The 18656-nt window shown below is 69.0% G+C and carries 16 protein-coding genes; 12 read left to right on the top strand and 4 right to left on the bottom strand.

The genetic code is table 11. The annotated features are described in order from the left end of the window. Positions 1-274: 274 nt before the first annotated feature. Together OG948_RS40100 and OG948_RS40095 are read left to right on the top strand one after the other, a co-directional pair. Positions 275-733: an SRPBCC family protein gene (locus tag OG948_RS40100; protein WP_331769903.1), complete on the top strand. Its 459-nt coding sequence runs from the start codon at positions 275-277 to the stop codon at positions 731-733. Positions 734-949: 216 nt separating this feature from the next. After that, on the top strand, positions 950-1225 hold the full coding sequence (locus tag OG948_RS40095) for a hypothetical protein (protein WP_406300556.1): 276 nt from the start codon (positions 950-952) through the stop codon (positions 1223-1225). Positions 1226-1842: 617 nt separating this feature from the next. Here the strand turns inward: OG948_RS40095 and OG948_RS40090 are convergent. Beyond that, the gene (locus tag OG948_RS40090) at positions 1843-3054 is read right to left on the bottom strand and encodes a hypothetical protein (RefSeq protein WP_331769901.1); all 1212 of its coding nucleotides are present in this window, start codon (positions 3052-3054) and stop codon (positions 1843-1845) included. A 183-nt stretch (positions 3055-3237) separates the two neighbouring features. On the opposite strand from OG948_RS40090, the gene OG948_RS40085 reads away from it, so the two are divergent. The 3 genes from OG948_RS40085 to OG948_RS40075 all read left to right on the top strand — a co-directional run bounded on the left by OG948_RS40085 (position 3238) and on the right by OG948_RS40075 (position 5973). After that, positions 3238-3735 (top strand): DUF6924 domain-containing protein, encoded by a 498-nt coding sequence (locus tag OG948_RS40085; protein ID WP_331769900.1) that lies wholly within the window; start codon positions 3238-3240, stop codon positions 3733-3735. A 276-nt stretch (positions 3736-4011) separates the two neighbouring features. Beyond that, positions 4012-5166, top strand: a complete 1155-nt coding sequence (locus tag OG948_RS40080; RefSeq protein ID WP_331769899.1) for a saccharopine dehydrogenase NADP-binding domain-containing protein — start codon at positions 4012-4014, stop codon at positions 5164-5166. 153 nt (positions 5167-5319) lie between these two features. Next, complete coding sequence (locus OG948_RS40075; RefSeq protein ID WP_331769898.1) at positions 5320-5973, top strand: hypothetical protein; 654 nt, start codon at positions 5320-5322, stop codon at positions 5971-5973. Between the two features lie 155 nt (positions 5974-6128). Here the strand turns inward: OG948_RS40075 and OG948_RS40070 are convergent, their stop codons facing one another. Beyond that, the gene (locus OG948_RS40070) at positions 6129-7118 is read right to left on the bottom strand and encodes an MBL fold metallo-hydrolase (protein ID WP_331769897.1); all 990 of its coding nucleotides are present in this window, start codon (positions 7116-7118) and stop codon (positions 6129-6131) included. On the opposite strand from OG948_RS40070, the gene OG948_RS40065 reads away from it, so the two are divergent. After that, positions 7078-7431, top strand: coding sequence for a hypothetical protein (locus OG948_RS40065; protein WP_331769896.1), 354 nt, complete (start codon positions 7078-7080; stop codon positions 7429-7431). The two genes, OG948_RS40070 and OG948_RS40065, sit on opposite strands and share 41 nt — an antisense overlap. 54 nt (positions 7432-7485) lie before the next feature. Here OG948_RS40065 and OG948_RS40060 read toward each other — a convergent pair whose 3' ends face one another. Next, positions 7486-8616 (bottom strand): ROK family protein, encoded by a 1131-nt coding sequence (locus OG948_RS40060; RefSeq protein ID WP_331769895.1) that lies wholly within the window; start codon positions 8614-8616, stop codon positions 7486-7488. 291 nt (positions 8617-8907) lie between these two features. Between OG948_RS40060 and OG948_RS40055 the strand changes: the two genes are divergently transcribed. From OG948_RS40055 to OG948_RS40035, 5 genes are all read left to right on the top strand, one after another. Further along, complete coding sequence (locus tag OG948_RS40055; protein WP_331769894.1) at positions 8908-10221, top strand: extracellular solute-binding protein; 1314 nt, start codon at positions 8908-8910, stop codon at positions 10219-10221. 77 nt (positions 10222-10298) lie between these two features. Next, positions 10299-11270 (top strand): sugar ABC transporter permease, encoded by a 972-nt coding sequence (locus OG948_RS40050; protein WP_331769893.1) that lies wholly within the window; start codon positions 10299-10301, stop codon positions 11268-11270. Continuing rightward, entirely contained in the window at positions 11267-12112 is an 846-nt protein-coding gene (locus tag OG948_RS40045) for a carbohydrate ABC transporter permease (RefSeq protein ID WP_406300555.1), read from the top strand. Before OG948_RS40050 ends, OG948_RS40045 begins: the two co-directional genes overlap by 4 nt. A 76-nt stretch (positions 12113-12188) precedes the next feature. Beyond that, positions 12189-13502, top strand: coding sequence for a Gfo/Idh/MocA family oxidoreductase (locus tag OG948_RS40040; RefSeq protein ID WP_331769892.1), 1314 nt, complete (start codon positions 12189-12191; stop codon positions 13500-13502). A 235-nt stretch (positions 13503-13737) separates the two neighbouring features. Further along, positions 13738-16143 (top strand): Ig domain-containing protein, encoded by a 2406-nt coding sequence (locus OG948_RS40035; protein WP_331769891.1) that lies wholly within the window; start codon positions 13738-13740, stop codon positions 16141-16143. Positions 16144-16307: 164 nt separating this feature from the next. Here OG948_RS40035 and OG948_RS40030 read toward each other — a convergent pair whose 3' ends face one another. After that, positions 16308-17099 (bottom strand): DeoR/GlpR family DNA-binding transcription regulator, encoded by a 792-nt coding sequence (locus OG948_RS40030; RefSeq protein WP_331769890.1) that lies wholly within the window; start codon positions 17097-17099, stop codon positions 16308-16310. 394 nt (positions 17100-17493) lie between these two features. Here OG948_RS40030 and OG948_RS40025 point away from each other — a divergent pair, with 394 nt between their 5' ends. Beyond that, positions 17494-18552: a substrate-binding domain-containing protein gene (locus tag OG948_RS40025; RefSeq protein WP_406300554.1), complete on the top strand. Its 1059-nt coding sequence runs from the start codon at positions 17494-17496 to the stop codon at positions 18550-18552. The last annotated feature ends 104 nt before the right edge of the window (positions 18553-18656 follow it).

Below are 18656 nucleotides of genomic sequence, written 5' to 3'. Positions count from 1 at the left end.
GGATGCGATGGGTGATCGCCAGGGGTGTACCGCAAGATCCCACCGGTGATCGGCAATTCGGCGCATGGTCCAGGGCCGGAAGCGTGGCTAGTTTCGGACGGAGTCATACAGCCGCCTCGTCGCCGCACCATCACATTCACCTCGGCCGACGGATCCGGACGCGTCGGGTGTTCGCTCGGACCGTGGCATCGGGCCGACCGCGACACGGCGGTCGCGGTACCGCCGGATGATCCGTTCGCGGGAGTGTGCGGCAGCGAATGAAAGGATTCGGATCTTGCGCAGCTACGACGCGACGGCGACTTCGACCGCATCTCCGGCCGTCGTCTGGCGCCTGCTTGTCGACGCCCGTACCTGGCCGGTCTGGTCGACCGTCGACAGCCTGGACACCGAACGCTCCAGCGGGCTTGATCCGGACGGACGGGATCCCGTCGGAGCGGTTCGCGCGTTCCGTACCGGCCGGACGGTGACCGGAGAGCGGCTGACCGGGCTCGACGAGGAGAAGCAACTGACCTACGAGGACGCGTTCAACTGGGCCATCCGCGACTATCGGGCGGTCGTCGACCTGACACCCGCGGCCGACGGAGGCACGGTCATCCACTGGCACGGCACGTATTCCACCCGTTGGGGCATGGGTTGGCTGATGGAGCGCGTCATGCGAGGCGTCATGCAACGCATGGCCGACGGCCTCGCGGCGCACGCGGCGGCGCAGCCGTCCGGTGCCGAAACCCCGTAGCCGATGGCTCCTGGTTTGGTCACCGGTCATCGGTCACCGGCCCTCGGGTTCGGGGGACTCCGGGTCCTTGGGACGCCTCGCGATCGTGTCTTCCGGGAGGGTGTCCGTCGTGTCCCGTCCTGCCGCGTGGTGCGGGGCAGGCGTGGCTTCGACATCGCGGACGCACGGGGTCGGCCGGCAGCCGACTCCCGGTTCGCTGTCGTCGCCCTCTACACCTTGATCCACATCCCCCTCGCCGAACAACCTCCGCTCTTGGAGCGGATCGCCGCCTGGCTGCGGCCGGGTGGCTGGTTCCTGGTCGTCATGGGGCACCACGCCTGGACCGGGATCGACAAGGACTGGCTCGGCGGCGGAACCGCGATGTGGTGGAGCCAGGCGGATGCGGACACCAACCGCGCCTGGATCACCCGGGCCGGTCTGACCGTCTTGCACGAGGAGTTCGTCCCCGAAGGCGACACGGGGCACGTCCTCTTCTGGGCTCGACGCTCCTGACCGCCGTTGGTGTACCCGCGCGTGTCGCTCGGCCTCTCCTCGGCCACGCTCGGTCACGACGACGTGCGTGGTGTCGGGGGTAGGGCGCGGCCGGCGCCCGAGGGGTGGGCGGCCGGCCGCGACGTGTCGACGGGGTCGTTCGGGCCCACACGCGAACATTCCGCGACACGACCCACGTTCGCGCCCGACCGGCCGGCTGTCCGGAGCCGCGCCGGGTCCGGGCCACGGATTCACCCGATTCGGCGTGCCGCTGCTCCGTCATCGACCGTTGCGGAGGTTCCCGAAGGCTCGAGCGACCCGCCCCGCCGATTCGGCCGGGTCCCGAGGGCCGGCGCCGAGGTGATCCCCGACGCGGGCACACGGCCGGCGTCGTCAAGGTCGGGGGCGAAGTCCACAGGGGTGCAACCGGTGGTGTATCGAACGCGATCGATGGGGCTGCGGGACCGGTCGAGCATGGGTGTACCCATGAGCCTGCCACCTCGGCGTTGCTTCGGGACCCGGCGGCGCCCGCCCGATCCGGCCCGTGCACAGCGCGGCCGGCGAAGTCGCCGATGCCGGCCGAGCGCGACTCCCGGCGGTCACGGCAGGACGTGAACACCCGGTACCGCACCGCGAGGTCACGCCTGTGATCGGCGGGTCCGCGGCACCGGGCCGCCGGCCGATCGACCGGCCGTCTCCAGCAACTCGATCATGCCGCCCTGGAATTCGGGAAGCATCCGCAACGCGACGACCCACGCGTCGACGTGATCGGCGAGGAACTCGTCGGTGAGTGCGCGCAACGTGCGATCGTAGGCGTCCGAGGTCGCGGGCCCGAGGGAGTGGAGGGCTTGCGGTCGGGGCCGCGTCGTGGGCACGGACCCGCGCGGTGTCACCCGGGCACCCGGCGGGACTCGATGCCACCACGGACCGAGGGCGCGATCGGCGTCGGGGGTTCCTGTCGTCCGCACGTCGAACCGGACCGCCTCCGCACGGGACCGGAGTTCGTCGGGGCACCCGGGCTGATCGGCGAGGGTAAGGGCGCCGACCGGTCCCCACGGCCGCGCCTCGTCGGCGCGCAGCACCTCGTCCCATTCCAACGCCGCTCGCGGGGAGAGCAGCAGCAGATGCATTTCCGAGGGGTGGATGTACGCGGCGTAGTAGTAGTGCCCGTCGGGCAGGCCGACGTCGAGGTTGTGCAACCGCCGGACGAGGAAACGTCTCCGGGCTTTGAAGACAGTGAGCCGGTCGAGGATGGCCAGGCCGTCGCGATGGGCGAACGCACGTGTCACCACGTCCCGGTCGGCGTCGTCCATGAGCGGTCCGTGCCTCGTGAACAGCGCGCGGCCGGCTTTCGGGCCCAGGGCGCCCAGCAGATTGTGGGCGGCGCGCAGTACGACGGATCGGGCGGTGGGAGGGCTACCGCGCACGATCAGCCCGCGCAGGCCGTGCACGATGTGTTCGGGATCCGCCGATTCGACGAGCGCGTACCGTTCCGCCACCGTGCGGTCGTACGGAGAGCTGTCGAGCACGGCTCGGCCCGGGTCGGCGATCGCCATCACGCGCAGCATCAGATCTCGATCGACGCGGGGATGGACCGCCAGGCGCCAGGCCAGTCGGCCGTCGGCATGGTCGGCCAGTCGGCGCAGGGTCGGCGGCGCGACGGCCGGATTCTCGGCGAGCAGGTGGCGCGACGCGGGCGAGCCGTGCGCGATCACCGCGTCGACAATGCCGGGATCCGGGGCGCCGGGCCCACCGAGGACGTCGCGCCGGATCTCCGCGCCGCACCGTTCCAGCACCGGCACCATCACCCGGCGCGGCGCGCGGCTCAGCAGCGTGGCCCACTCGCTCATGCCGTACCCTCTCGACGGACAGCGCCAGGCTAGCCACCCGACATGGCGAGCCGCACGTGCGGTTCCGCCGCCTCTGATGCCGAGGTGTCGGTGGCGGGGGTTGTGGTCTCGGCCCGTGGTGTTCGCGGGATTCTCGTCGTGGCGTGGTCGGATCCGGCCCATGTCACGGATCGGGGTTGAGAGATGAGGGCGTTGCCGGTCATCGACGGTCGCGAGGTCTACGGTGCGTTGATTGTCCGGACCGACTACGGCGACGAGGCGGCCTGGCGGGCCGTGATGGCGAAACTGGCGCAGCCGTGGGGACCGGACGGGGAGTACGAGGCGGTCGCGCACGTGATGGATGATCCGGTATGGGCGGACGCGACGCCCGACGAGGTGGCGGCGAGCGCGGACGATCGACTCGGCGCGGTCTTCCTCGCGGACGGGACCACCATGCGGGAGCCCGACCACGCCCTGCTCGCGGTCGAGCTCCGCTTCGGCAAACCGTGGGGCGGCAAGGAGGGCCCGAACGAGTGGGTCGCGCTCGGCCGCCGGTTCCGGACGGAGCCGCGCATGGTCCACACCATTCACGCGAACCTGAGTATCGCGAACATGGACTTCGAGGAATACGCCGCGGCGGCCGGTGCGGATCCGGAAGGTGTGCTTCGCCCGTTCCGTTCGAGCTCACGACCGGGAACGTAGGGCGTGGGATGGGCTTTGGGGAGAATACGTCGTGGTCCACAGCAGTGGGCCTGTGTCGGAACCGGAACCGCTGGACGCCGGCATATGTCGTGACTGCCACGATGGGTGCGTGAGCGGCACTTGTTCCCCTGGTGGCGGGTGGGGGCCCCGGGCCGGCTGTTTGGCGGAGAGCATCCGGTGGGGAGTTGCGAGGAGGCCGACGGCCGAGCAGGGCAACCGGGCAGCCGGGGACGAGCGGCATCCGGGCAGGTCAACCGCGGTGTTAGGGTCCCGTGTATGGGGGAACCGCGGGTGGTCGTCGTGGGGGGAACCGGATTTTACGGCCGGTATGTTGTGGATGACCTGCTGCGTCAGCCGCAAGTCGCGGTGACCGTGGTCGCCCGGCGCCGGCCGGCCGCGGCTTTCGATTCGCCGCGCGTCGACTGGGCGATCGCGGACCACGCGGACGTGCGGAGTCTGGCCCGGATCGTGAAGGGCGCCGCGGCCGTGGTGCACTGCGCCGGGCCCTTCCAGTCGATGGAGCCGGGCGGTACGCCTCCTTGGGGGCCGTTGCGGGCCGCGCTTGCCGCGGGTGTTCCGTACGTCGACATCTGCGAGGACCGGGCGTTCCGGCGCGGCGCGCTCGCGCTGGCGCGGTCGGCTTCGGTTCCGGTACTGACCGGGGCGTCGGTCGTCCCGGGGCTGCAGGCGTTGCTGGTGGCCGACATGGTGCGGGGCCTTCAGCGGGTCGACGCCATCCGCTGCGCGGCGGCGCCCGACACTCGGCGCCACCGGGGACCGGCGATGTTCGCGGCCATGCTGCACGGTGCGGGGCTGCGTTTCGAGGCCCCGCGAGGTGGTGTTCCGACGGTGGTGCACGGTTGGTCGGAGCCGGAGTGGGTGCGGTTCCCGCCGCCGATCGGCAGGCGACTGGTTCATCAGGTGTACGAGATGGCCGATCTGGACGTGCTGCCGGACCTGTTCGGGGCGCGCACGGTCAGTTTCAAGGCAGGCAGCGAATTCCCCGTGCTGAACCGGGCCTTGGGGGCGTTCGCGGCGGTCAGGGCGCGGACGGGCAGGCCCCGTCGTCCGCAGGAGTGGACGTCGGTGGTCCGCGGATTGTCCTGGCTCGCCGGGCGCGCGGGTGACGAGGCGGGGGCGTTCATGGTCGAGATCACCGGCGATCGGGACGGCCGTACGGTGACCCGCCGCGTGGGCATGACCGCACGTCGGCACGGCGGTCGTATGCCCGCCCTGCTCGCGGGAATCGCCGTGGAGAGGCTCCTCACCGGCCGATTGAAGGCCGCCGGAGCCGTCCCCTTGGACCGCTGGCTGCCGCCAAGCGAGCTGTATGCCGCGCTCCTGGAACGTGACATACGTCTGTGGACCTCGTCGGACGACGACTGGCATCCACATTCCCTTCCTTCCCGCCTGGTTGGCGCGGCGCCATAGCGCACGGATGCGGTGGGTCCGTGCGGAGCCCCTGTGGGGCGGGAGGCTCACGCGTCCTCGGACGAAGGGGGTGGCCGTGGTTCGGGGCGCGGCCGTTCGTGTCGTCGGCCGCGTGTAGTTTCCGCCTCGGGGTTGGTTGAGGACTTCGGAGGCATGGTGTCGGAAAGTTTCATGCTGGCCACGCGCATACCGATGGCACGGCGGGATTTCGAGACGTGGTTGGACATTCCCGTACCGGGGACCGAGGTGTTGGCCAACCCCGGTGAGATGTTCACCGGTTGGTTCTGGGACGGCACCGGGTCGGACGACCGTTGGGCGCGGGTGGAAGAGGACACGACCGCACGGGAGTTCTTCGCCGAGTGCGTCGAGCAGGCGTGTGCCGGTGAGCCGACCACGGTGGTGCTGCTGTATCGCGAAGGCGCACTGGAGGCGTACCTGTTCGAGATCGGCTACGACGAACGCTCCATGCACACGGCGCTGCTGCTGCTTGCCGGCGCCGGGCGGTTCGGGTCGGAACCGGGGCGGGAGCACGTGCTCTTCTGGGCGGAGACCAGCGGTGCCCTGCTGAAGCCCTCCGACGACGGGTGGTTGGCGGTGCTGTCGGTGGGCCGCGACGGAGCCCGTTTCACCGGTCGCGCGGATCTGGCCGAGACGGTGGCCGGTCTGCGACCGACCGAGGACCGGTTCTACGCCCTGATCGAGCGCATGGCCGAGGACGAGGAGCGGTGGGACAGCGAGTCGGGCGATTCGTTCCACAGCGACGCCCCGCGCGACCCGCTCTTCATCGACCCGGAGGTACTGCGGTAGCCGAGCCGCGGCAGGGCGCGTAGGGCGGGTGCGCCGACCCGCCGTCCGGCGGCTCGCGCGCCGCGAGGCCCAGGTCCTGGTTCTGTCGGGTCGTTTCGATCCGGCCGCGGACCTGGAGGAGCCGAACCGGCGTGTGTTGCCGCCCCGATCGCGGGTCAGGAGTGTTGGTGTTGTTCGGGGAGGCGGCTGTCCGGGTGGGCCCACAACATGACGTTGTCGGGCATCGAGACCTCGGGGTCTTCGTGCTGCCGTCGGAAGAAGGCCAGAACCTCGTGGTCGGAGTACCGCAGGCTGAAGTGCGTCAATACGAACAACGTCTGCGGGTTCGCCTCCACCACCGGCTTGAGTCGACTCCACACCGTGTGCCCGATTCGATTCGCGCGGTCCAACTCCGAGTCGTCGAGGAAGGTGCACTCGGTGATGACGACCGGATACGTGAGAAGCCACGGGTTCCGCTCGAACACGTTCACGTGAGTGTCGCCCAGGAAGGCGAACAGCGGCCGGGAGATCACCTTGTCCACCTCGACCCCCTGCCTCTTCCGCTCGGCCATCATCCGGCCGAACTCCCGCCCGCGCCCTTCCTGTTCCAGCGTTCGGCGCAGCTCCTCGAAGCGGGGCTCGAGTGTCTTGCGGCGTTCCGAGAAGGCATAGCCCACGCACGGCACCTTGTGCTCGCACTCGACCACCCGCACGCGGTGCCCACCGCGGCCGAACTCGAACTCCTCGTCCTGGCGCACCCCGTGCAACCGATGGCTTGCCAGGGCCGGGTCGAACGCCGCACCGTGGTTCAGTTCGGCGCTTGCACGGAGGTAGGACTCCACGTAGGGCACGGCGTCGGCGGGCAGGTAGATGTCCGGGCCACCGGGCTTGGCGGCGAGGAAGTCGAGGTCCTTGGCATGGTCGTGGTGGGTGTGGGTGAGGAATACGGTGTCGACCTGCCGGCCCTCGCACAGCCCCGCGTCCAAACTGCATCGCAGCTCGGGGATGTGGAAGAACGTCTTGTCGTTGGCGCGCGAGTATCCCGTGAGCGTGAGGTCCGTCCCCGGTATTCGGCAGGTCTTCCACTGCCGGAACGGGTGCCCACGCTCTAGGAGTTCGGGATGCGTGGGCGACGCCGGGGAGGCGGGGCCGGTCGCGGTCGACATGCGGGAGGCTCTCAATCTGCGGCCGGGGCAAGGGGATCGGACGATCTTCGCACGGCACGTGATCGGCAGCGGAATGCTTTTCGGCCCCGTTCCCACATCGACGCGGCGGCGTCGCGCGGCGGCCGAGGAGAGCAGTGAGCAGGGCGACGAACAGGGCGACGAAACCGGAAAGCCCCCTCCGAAACCGGAAGCGACGGTGACCGGGGATGCGGGCAACTCCTCGGTAGAGGTTCCGGAGTTCGGTACCGACACCGGCGACTCGAGCCACGAAGGCGAAACGACGAGCCGACGTCCCGCGAGCCCCGATCCGTGACGGATGGCGCTTCGCGGCGATCTCCGGTGATCGCGCCACGAGTCGACGGCGCGGTCAAGCGAGGATGGCGGCAAGGTGGGGCGAGTCGGTGTCGAAGAGTTCGTTTTCGACATGGTCGAGGGCGAGGCGAACCGCGCCCAGCGCGACGGCGTTGTGGTCGAGGGTCGAGGCGAGGACGGGCACGGGGAAGAGGGTCTTGGCGTCGAGATGTTCCCGGAGCGGGTCGAGCAGGGTCCGCCCGGCCAGGCTGAGGCCGCCGGACACGATCACGCATTCCGGGTCGACGGTGAGCACCACGGCGGCGATGCCCGTGGCCAGGTGTTCGGCGAGCTCTTCGACCCGGGCCCGGGCATCGGTGTCGCCGGCCGCTGCCGCGCGAATGATGGCCTCACGGCCCTGCGGCCACGCGGCCATGGCGTCCAGGGCGCTCCGCCAGCGTGACTCCGGGAGGATGCCGATCTCGCCGGCGGCACCGTGGGCGCCTTGCAGGAGGCGGCCGTTGAGGACGATCCCCGTGGTGATGTGGCGGCCCGCGACGACGTTGACGAAATTGTCGGTGTCGCGGCCGGTGCCCAACCAGCGTTCGGCCAGGGTGGCCAGGCGGGCGTCGTTCCCGGTGACGACGGGTACGTTGGGCAGGGCCAGGTCCGTGGCGAGATTGCGGCCCTGCATCCGCGGGAGTCGGGTGCTGCGGGTCACCCGCCCGCCGCGGTCCACGATGCCGGTGCTGGCGGCGCCGACGGCCAGCACGGCGCTGTCGCCGATGCCGGCGCTGTCGATCGCGGCGCGCATGACGTCGCGGATCGCGCGGATGCGCTGGGTCGCGGAGAGGTCCGGGTCGAGGGGACGGCTGTGTCGCGCCCGTTCCGTGCCGGCGAGATCGGTGACGAGCACGTTGACTTCGTGAACCGCCATGTCCACCCCCAGCACGTATCCGTATTCGGGGCGGAAGCGATACCACTTGGCGGGGCGACCGACTCGACGTGGGTCCGGCCCCGGTACGAACTCCTCGGCGAGGCCGGCGCCGACCAGTGCGACGGCCGCGTCCTCGGCGGTGTTGCGGGACACGCCGATCGCCGCGGCGAGGTCGCGCACGGTCGACTCGCCCCCTCCGTGCAACGTGCGCAGCACTGCCGCCGTGTTGATCCTCTGTAGCAGCGATCCGTCCCCGCCTGCTCGTCCCATCGCGATCTCCCCCTTGACACTCCCGGTCGGCCCGCCGCAGACTCTACCAAAGTTATTTTAGTCAGTGATTCAAAAAACTCGAATCATTGTCGCGCCCGACTCATCCGTCACCGCGAGGCCGACCCACGCACACTCCGGCAGCCGCATCGCCACCCACCGAACGCGGCCGTCGGAGGCACATCTCGGCGAGTCCGCCGCCGCTTCACCCCGATCGACTCCCACGCCGACCACCACCACCACCACCACCACCATCACCACCGCGGCCCGTCCAGCGGGCAGGGAAGGAACACCATGCGCACGAGAGCGTCAGGACGTACCAGAGGAGCACTGGGCGCCGTCGCGATCACCACCGTCCTCGCGCTGGCCGGTTGTGCGGCCGGTGCCGACTCCGCCGAGAGCGACGGGCCCAAGGGCAACGTCACCCTGACGTTCCTGACGTTCGAGACACCGAACCTCACCGCCCGGTACTGGGACGACGCCATCGCTCGGGCCTCGGCGAAGGTGCCCGGTGTGACCATCAAGAAGCTGGTCGCCCCGAGCGCGGACCGCGTCGGCTACGCCAAGCAACTCGCGGCCTCCGGGCAATTGCCGGACGTCATGATCGCGGTCTCGCCGAACGGATTCGCGCAGGCCGGACAGCTCGCGCCCTGGACGGACGCGGAGCTGACCGAGTTCATCGCGCCGCACTCGAACCCGATCGACGGCAAGATCTACCAGTTGCCGTACAACACGCAGCCCACGCCGCTCGTCTACTACAACAAGTCCGACTTCGCCGCGGCCGGGATCACCGCGCCACCGAAGACGTATGCCGAACTGTTGGACGCCTCCGCGAAGCTCAAGGCCAAGGGGATCAACCCGTTCGTGGTCGGCGGTGGTGGCAAGGACACCTGGGCGGACATGTTTCCGCTGATCGGCGCGGTGGCCACCGACACGTACAAGCAGACCCCCGACTGGCTGTCCCGGAAGGCGGCCGGCCAGACCAAGTTCACCGACCCGGCGTTCACCAAGCCCGTGGCCAAGGTCGCCGACCTGGCCAAGAACGGCTACATCGACACCGCGGGACTCTCCCGTCCCTACACCGACGTCGAGCAGGCCTTCCGCGACAACAAGGGCGCGATGTACCCGATGGGTTCCTGGTTCGCGGCCTCGGCGGACGCCGACAAGCCCGGCTTCGACGTCGGAGTGTTCGCCTGGCCATCGGACGACGGATCGCTCGTCGTCCCCGCCTACACCGGCGGCGGCATGACGGTCTCCGCCAAGGCGCCGAAGGTCGACCTGGCCAAGAAGTGGGCGTTGGCGTTCATGCTCGACAAGACCTCGTTGGACAACTCGGTGAAGACCGACGGCTCGATCATCGCGCTGAAGAACTACACCCCGCCGCCCGGCATGGGCCCCGTCTACACCGCGACTGCGAACCTGTATCAGCAGGCGGTCCGGGAGAACGCGATCGTCGACGCCTTCTCCATCGAGACGGGTGACGGCTCCATGCCCCCCGGTCTGCCCGACAAGGCCGCCGCCGGTGTCGCCGACCTGATTACCGGGAGGAAGAACGCCGACCAGTTCGGCTCGTTCCTCGACCAGGAGTGGGCCAAAGCCAATCGGTAGTCGATCGCAATCCTCGCCGGCCCCGTGAGGAGGGGAGGGGCCGGCCGCACCACACCACCGACCTGGAGATCACAACAATGTCCGTGACACTCGCGCGCCCCACGGGCGCGGGTCCCGGCAACGCGGGACGGGGTACGGGCCCGCCACGCGGTGCACGCCCACCACGCGCCGGCCGCCGGCTGACCAAGGCCCTGCACTTCCTGACCTTCGGCGCGCCGGGGCTGATCGTCTACCTCCTCCTCGTCCTGGTCCCGATCGCCATGACGGTCCGCACCGGTTTCACCAACCGCAACCCCGCCAACCCACCGACGCACTGGGTCGGACTGCGGAACTACAAGGAACTGGTCCACGACCCGGCCTTCACCGGCGCGCTGAAGAACACGCTGATCGTCACGCTCATCGTGACGGTCGCGGCCAATGTCCTGGGGCTGTTCATCGCGCAACTCCTGGACCGGAGCGGCTGGTTGTACAACGCGCTGCGCTCGGTCTTCTTCACCCCGGTCGTGCTGTCCTCGGTGGTCGTCTCGGTCATGTGGCAGGCGATCCTGTCCGACGACGGACTGCTGGCCTCGGCGCTGCGCGGCCTCGGTGTCGAGGACCCGCCCGGCTGGCTGTCCGATCCGGACCTGGCGCTGTACTCGGTGGCGTTCATCATCACCTGGCAGGTCCTGGGATTCTGCGTCGTGGTCTACCTGGCCGGCCTGGCGGCCGTCCCGACCGAACTCCTGGAGGCCGCCGAGATGGACGGCGCCGGCCGCCTGTCGCGGTTCCGCCACGTCACCTGGCCGATGTTGGCCCCGGCACTGACCATCAACACCGTCATGCTGCTGATCACCGGCTTCAAGACCTACGACCAGATCCAGGTGATCACCAACGGGGGTCCGGGCAGCGGCACCACCTCCACCGTCGCGTTCGAGGTCGTGCAGACCACGTTCACCGGCAACCACATCGGCTACGGCTCGGCGATGGCGACTCTGATGCTCATGATCATCGCGGTGATCTCGGTCGTCGCGCTCCGCTTCCTGCAACGACGGGAGGTCACCCAGTGAACGCCATCCGCACGTCCCCCCGCTCGTCCTCCTGGTTCAGACCCGTTGCGGCGACCTTTGTGACCGGGGTCTTCTTCCTCCCCCTGTACGTGGTTCTGGTCAACGTGTTCAAACCGGGCTCGGAGATCACCCCACATCCGGTCAGTGTCCCGATCCCGCCGTCGTTCACCTCGCTCCACGAGGTCCTGACCCGCTCCGACCACCTGTTCTGGTACGGCCTGATCAACAGCGTGGAGGTCACCGCGATCTCCATCACGGTCCTGACCGCGGTCTCGGCGATGCTCGGCCACTACCTGGCGCGCTCGACCAGCCGCTGGGCCAAGGCGGCACTCGCGGTTCTGCTGTGCGGGCTGATGATCCCTTCGACCGTGATCCTGCAACCGGTCACCGAGGTGCTGCGCTCGCTCGGCCTGATGACCACGATCCCCGGCCTGGTCCTGGCCAACGTCGGCTACTACGTGCCGTTCGGCGTGTTCGTCTTCATGGGTTTCGTGAAGACCATCCCGCTCGAGTTGGAGGAAGCCGCGGCCCTGGACGGCGCGAGCCGCTTCCGAATCTTCTGGAGCGTGGTCTTCCCGCTCCTGCGGCCGGCCTCGGCCAGCGTGCTGGTGTTCCTCGGGGTGTGGATCTGGAACGACTTCCTCAACCCGCTGATCATCCTGGGCCCGGCCAACGGCACCACCGTCAACGTCGGCATCTACCGCGCGATCGGTGAGCACCAGAGCGACTTCGGCACCGTCTTCGCGCTGATGTTCCTGGCCACCCTGCCCGTTCTCGTCTTCTACCTCGCCTTCCAGAAGCACTTCGTCAAGGGCCTGACCGGCGGGGCCACCAAGGGATGACCACCCCACAGCGGAAACCGCACCGTACCCCCCGGTCTCGTCCCGCAGCACCCCGACACACGTCCTGGAGCACCCCGTGAACGCCCCGACCGGCACCACCCTCGACACCTTCATCAGCGGCGACCTTGGCACCCCGATGGATCGTCCACTGACGATCGTGATCGTCGGCGCCGGAAGCCGCGGTTACGCCTACGCCGACCTCGCCGCCAAGCGGCCGGACACCGCGCGCGTGGTCGCGGTCGCCGAGCCGCGCGAGCAGATCCGCGAGGCCCTGGCCACCAAGCACCGCATCACCCCGGAACACCGGTTCGCCCACTGGCGCGACCTGCTGGAGCGGCCGCGCCTGGCCGACGTGGCGGTGATCGCCCTCCTGGACGCCGACCACCTCGCCGCGGCCACCGGCCTCGCCGACCTCGGCTATCAACTCCTGCTGGAGAAGCCGATGGCGACCACCGAGGCCGACTGCGACGCGATCGCCGAGGCCGCCCGGCGCAACGGCACCGCCCTGGCCGTCACGCACGTCATGCGCTACACCCCCTACACCCTCAAGCTGAAGCAATTGCTGGCCGCGGGCGCGATCGGCGACATCGTTTCGCTCCAACACCTGGAGCCGATCGGCTACTACCACTTCGCGCACTCCTTCGTCCGCGGGAACTGGCGCCGCGAGGACGAGTCCTCGGCACTGCTGCTGGCCAAGTCGTGCCACGACATCGACTGGATCGCCGATGTCGTCGGCCGGCGGGTGGCCCGGGTCAGTTCCTTCGGCTCGCTGACCCACTTCCGGCCCGAGGCCGCCCCGAAGGGCGCGACCGACCGGTGCGTGACCTGCCCGTTGCGGAACTCGTGCGCCTACTCGGCCACGACGTTGTACCGCGAGGGTCTGCGCAACGGCGGCACCAAGCAGTACTTCACCCGGATCATCAGCGCCGACGAGCTCACCGAGGAAGCGGTGACCGCCGCGCTGACGCACGGGCCGTACGGTCGGTGCGTCTACCACAGCGACAACGACGTGGTCGACCACCAGGTCGTGAACCTGGAGTTCGACGGCGGGGCGACCGCCTCGTTCACACTGACCGCCTTCACCCCGCTGGAGAACCGCCACTCCAAGGTCTTCGGTACCACGGGTCAACTCACCGGGGACGGCCGATACATCGACGTCTACGACTTCCGCACCGAGACCCGCACCATCCACGACACCTCGCTCGACGGTTCGTCGGCCGCGGAGGGGCACGCCGGCGGCGACGAGGCGCTGTTCAACGCCTTCGTCGACGCTCTGCACGGCGGTCGCCCCGAGTTGATCGTCTCCGGCATCGACGCCAGCCTGGCCGGCCACCGCGTCGTCTTCGCCGCCGAGCGAGCCCGTCGCGCCGGAACGGTCGTCGAGCTCTGATCCCCGACCTCCGCCGCCGAGCCCGGGGCAGCGGAGGAGCCGGCCGTACGACCAGCCCGACGCTGCCCCGGGCGCGACCTCCGGCAGTACGACACACCCACGATGAAAAAAGTCGCCACGGGAGGAGCGAAAAGTCCGCCGAGACTTCCGCGTCCAACGTCCTCGGCCGACGAATGTCCCCGACAGGCACAGGCACAGGCACAGGCACAGGCGAACGGCGAATCAGGAGCAGATCATGAGACACGCACGCACATGGAGCACGGCAGTCGGTGTCGGAGCTTTGGCGCTGAGCCTCGGCATGACGACGACCGCCCCGGCGAACGCCGCGGATGATGCCGGAACGACGTCCCAGGGAACGACGGCCCAGACCAAGGCCGCAATACGGCTCTCGGCCGGGTACCTCGACATCGGGCTGGACTCCAGCGGCACCGTGACCGGCCTCAAGGACTCCCGGACCGGAACCGACCACCTGGCACCGGGGAAATCCGCCTCGCTGGTCAGTCTTGTCGTCGACGGCCGGCAGGTACGCCCGACCAAGGTGACCCGCTCCGGCAACCGCCTGACCTTCACCAACAAGAAGGCCGGTATCCGGATCGTCGTGAAAGCCGAGAACCGGGCCGGCTACGGCACACTCGAGGCGGTGGAGGTCGAGGGCCCCGCCGGGGCGGATGTGCAGACGCTGTTGTGGGGCCCGCTGCCCACATCCGTCGACCAGACCATCGGCCAAACGGTCGGCGTGGTCCGCGACAAGCAGTTCGCCATCGGGCTGAGGCCGCTGACCGACCGGACCGAAGGCGCCTGGCCGCAGGAGTACCAGGACTTCGGGTGGGAGAACGAGGTCGCGGACAACCCCGACGATCTGCAGGTGGCCCTACCCCACGCGCTCGAGGAGTGGAGCGCCGCGGGCAGGACGCCGTGGGGTTCGGTGCTGCGGGCCTTCACCTTCGACTACACGAAGGAACGCGCGCGGCAGGGCATCGACGGTTACCGGATCCCGGTCGGCCCGCTGCCCGGCGGCAACGGACGGATCGCCGGATCCAAGATCGCGCTGTTCGGTGCCTCACCCGAGATGGCACCGACCGTGCTGTCGAACATCGCGTCCGGAGAGCACCTGCCGTACCCGACCCAGGACGGGCAATGGCAGAAGACGGCCCAGGCAAGCTCGCAGTCCTTCCTCGTCCTCGGAGACCTCAAGACCGACAACACCGCGGCGGCGGCCGACTTCGCGAAAGCGGCCGGGATGGACTACATCTACTCGCTGCCCAACGCGGTCGGGCCGTGGCAATCGACGGGGCACTACCAGTTCAACTCCAGCCTGGGCGGCAGCGACGCCGGTGCCGCGGCGGCAGTGGACATCGCCAAGGCCAAGGGCGTGCGGCTCGGCGTGCACACCATCTCGAACTTCGTCAGCCTGAACGACCCCTACGTCAAGCCGAATTGGAGCCCGGACCTCACGCTCGGCCAGAGGGCGACGTTGACCCGGCCGATGGCCGCGGGTGACACCACCCTTCATCTGTCCGGTTGCGCACCGCTCGCCTCGGGGCTGCAGGGCAGATCCCTGCTGATCGGCAGCGAGATCGTGATCTACGCGAATTCGAGCCAGGTCGGGAACGAATGCCAGGTCACCGGCCTGGACCGAGGCGGCTGGGGAACCGTCGCGGCAGCCCACGACAGCGGCGGCACCGTCGCCCGCGTGCCGCAGAACCAATACGGTGGCGCGCTCGGCGGACTCGGCATCCTGGGCGACCTCTCCGACCGCTTCTCCACCATCTGGAACACCACGGGGATCATGTCCAACTCCTACGACGGACTGGAGGGCGCTTCGTATTCCGGCTGGGGCTCGTACGGTGTGGCCAAGTTGGTGAACGGCACCTACGAGAAGACCGAGGCGAAGGACGGCTTCGTCACCGAAACCAGCCGGATGACCTCCAACACCTGGGACGCGCTCACCCGGGCGAGCTGGGGCGAAGTGGGCTCGACCAGCATGAACCAGGTGTTCACCAACAACGCCTTCTACCAGGCCAACTTCCTCCCGGGCATGCTGGGTTGGATCAGCCTGGACGGCGCGGAAACCCCGCTGAGCCTGGAATCCAAGCTGGCACGGGGTGCGGGCCTGAACGCCGGCGTCGGTTTCCAGACATCGGTGGCAAGTCTCACCAAGGGTGGCGACCACGCCACCATGCTGCTCGACACCATCAAGCAGTGGGAGACGGCGCGCAACCTCGGAGCCTTCACCGAGGCACAGAAGGCCCGTTTCCGTGACCAGTCGACCAACTGGCACCTGACCGTCGTCAAGCCGGGCCAGGAGTGGTCCCTGCAGGAACTCGACGCCGGCGGGAACCCGATCGGCGAGCCCGCGAAGGTCGTGACACCGACGCCTCGACTCGGCACCGACACGCTGCCGTCGGCGGCGACCGCACACCACCTCTACGAAGGAAAGGTGACCACCAACACCCCGGCCACCACCCGGTACGAGGTGACCGCCGGAGCCCTGCCCAAGGGCCTCCGGCTGAACCCGGACACCGGGGGCATCGTCGGGACACCGGAACGCGCCACGACGGGCACCTTCACCATCACGGCCTACAGCACGGACGGTCTGCCCGCCGCCACGCAGCAGTACCGGATCGCCGTACGTCGCTGACACCGCCCGTCGCCCGCGGACGGCATCGCGAGAGTGTCCGACTCCGGTCTTGACGACCGGGGTTGGACACCTCGGCTCCGTCGTTCTCGCCGAAGTTCGGGGTCGACGGGGCAGGGCGGCCGCGCTCGGCGGCCGCGCTCGGGGGCTCGTGCGGTGATGGTCCGTCAGGCGGTGGCCGGATCGACGGGATCGACCACGACGAGTTCCTCGATGTGTTCGTTCAGTTGCTCGCGTGCTTCCTGGGGCAGGCCCGTGTCCATGATCAGCGTGTCCGCGTCGCCGAGTTGCGCGATTGTGCTGATCCCGATCAGGCCCCACTTGGTGTGGTCGGCGACCACGACCAGGCGGCGGGCGGCCCGCACGAGGGCGTGATTGGTCTCCGCCTCCAGCAGGTTGGGCGTGGTGAATCCGACGCGCGGGCTGATGCCGTGGACGCCCAGCATGAGCATGTCGACGTTGAGGCTGCGCAACGCCGCGACCGCGACGGGACCCACCAGCGCGTCCGACGGCGTGCGCACGCCGCCCACGATCACCACGGTCTGGTCGGACCGGCCGGATTGGTGGAACACGTCCGCGACCGGAATCGAGTTGGTGACCACCGTGAGCCCGGGGACGTCGACGAGTTGCCGCGCCAGTGTCCACGTCGTCGTCCCCGCCGACAACGCGATGGCGCTGTTCGGCGCGACCATTGCCGCCGCGCGCCGGGCGATCGCCTCCTTCTCCGCGGCCTGCAGCCCGGACTTCGTCACGAAGCCCGGTTCCTCGGTCGAACTGCCGTCCCTCGACGTGGCGCCGCCGTGCACCTTGACGATCAGACCCTGCGCGGCCAGTACTTCGAGGTCGCGTCGAATGGTCATGTCCGAGACCCCGAATTTCCGCACCAGCGTCGCGACGCGGACGGAACCCTGATCGGCGACCATTTCCAAGATCGTGTTTTGTCGCTGACGTGCCAGCATTTCCGACCCTCCCGCCCGTAGGTAACCAACATATTCAAACATAGCAGTGTTCGTTTCCCGCGCCGCGCACTGCTCACCGGAAAGATCCTTTGTGCGCAGCCTTTCCTACCGGATGGAGGCCGCGGCAAGAGTATTTACCAAATCTAGGCTTGTTGGTTAATGTTGAAACTGCTAGATATGTGAGTTGCATTACGAGCGAATACTGCGCCTCCATGTTCGATTACAAGATCGACTTTTCCCGAGCGCAAGGAGATGCCGCTTCGAAAACCTCACGTTTCGGCAGGTCGGAGCGCTTCCGTCGAGGGGAGCGGAGCATGACGGCCGGGCATGTGGACGCATCGACCATCGAACATGCGCGGTTCTCCCGGACCGCCGACATTCACAGGGGCTGACCATGACGCACCGCAGACGCACCCGGCGGAGGGCCGCGATGGTGGCGGCGTTCGTATTCGCCGTGGCGCTCACGGCCTGTTCGTCCGGCAAGGACGAGAACAAGTCCGGATCGCCCTCGGGCCCACCGGCTTCCTTATCCGGCACCATCAAGATCGCCTATTTGCAGAAGCAGGGCGACCAGCAGTACTTCGTGGACGAGGCGGAGGGCGCCCGCGCGAAGGCCAAGGACCTCGGGGTCGATCTCAAGGTCGTCAACCTCGGAAACGACACCAACAAGGCCGTCAGCGAGGTTCAGGCGGCGATGGCGCAGAAGTACAACGGTGTCGTGATCGTCGTGCCCGACCCCGCCGTGGGACCGCAGGTCGTCGACATCGCCACGCGGGGCGGCGCACCGCTGCTCGCGTCCGACGACCAGATCTGCGTCGGCGGGGCCGATCCGACCAAATGCGCCAAGGACAAGCTGGTTCCGCGCGTGGGCTTCAGCGGGCCCCAGATGGGCACGCAGGTGGGCCAACGCGCGGCCGAGGAATTCAAGAAGGCGGGCTGGACGCCGGCCGACACCGCGATCATCGCCGCCTGGAAGCAGGACGTGACGGTCTGCACCGACCGGGTCGAGGCGGCCCACGAGGCGTTCAAACAAGCGGCCGGCGCGGACGTCAAGGTGCTCAAGGTCGGCACCGACAACACGCCGCCCGACGCGCAGAACAAGACGGCGGCCACGATGAGCGGCAACCGATCGGTGAAGCACTGGATCGTGTGGGGCTGCAACGACGAGAACGTCAGTGGCGCGGTCACCGCGCTGCAGAACGGCGGCCATGGATCCGACGACGTGATCGGCGTCGGACTGGGCGCCTATCTGGCGTGCAAGGACTGGGGTTCCGGCAAACCGAGCGGGATGAAGGCCGCGTTGTTCATCAACGGCCACGAGGTCGGCGGCCTCGCCGTGCAGACCATGGTCGATCGGCTCAGGAACGGCAAGCCCTTCCCCGCCGAGGCGTTCGCGACCACCAAGATGGTCGACCCGTCGAACTGGCAACAATCCGGCCTCAAGTGCACGTGACCCGGCCCGGCTCGCGGCCGCGTCGACCAGCCCGCCGCCACCGCTGACGGCACCGCCCGGCACGAGTCGCGGCGACCCGGGCACCCGCACGGGTCGCCGCGACC

The sequence above is a fragment of the Embleya sp. NBC_00888 genome (genome assembly GCF_045207655.1).
Classification (GTDB): Bacteria; Actinomycetota; Actinomycetes; order Streptomycetales; family Streptomycetaceae; genus Embleya.
This window is presented reverse-complemented; position numbering and strand designations above follow the sequence as displayed.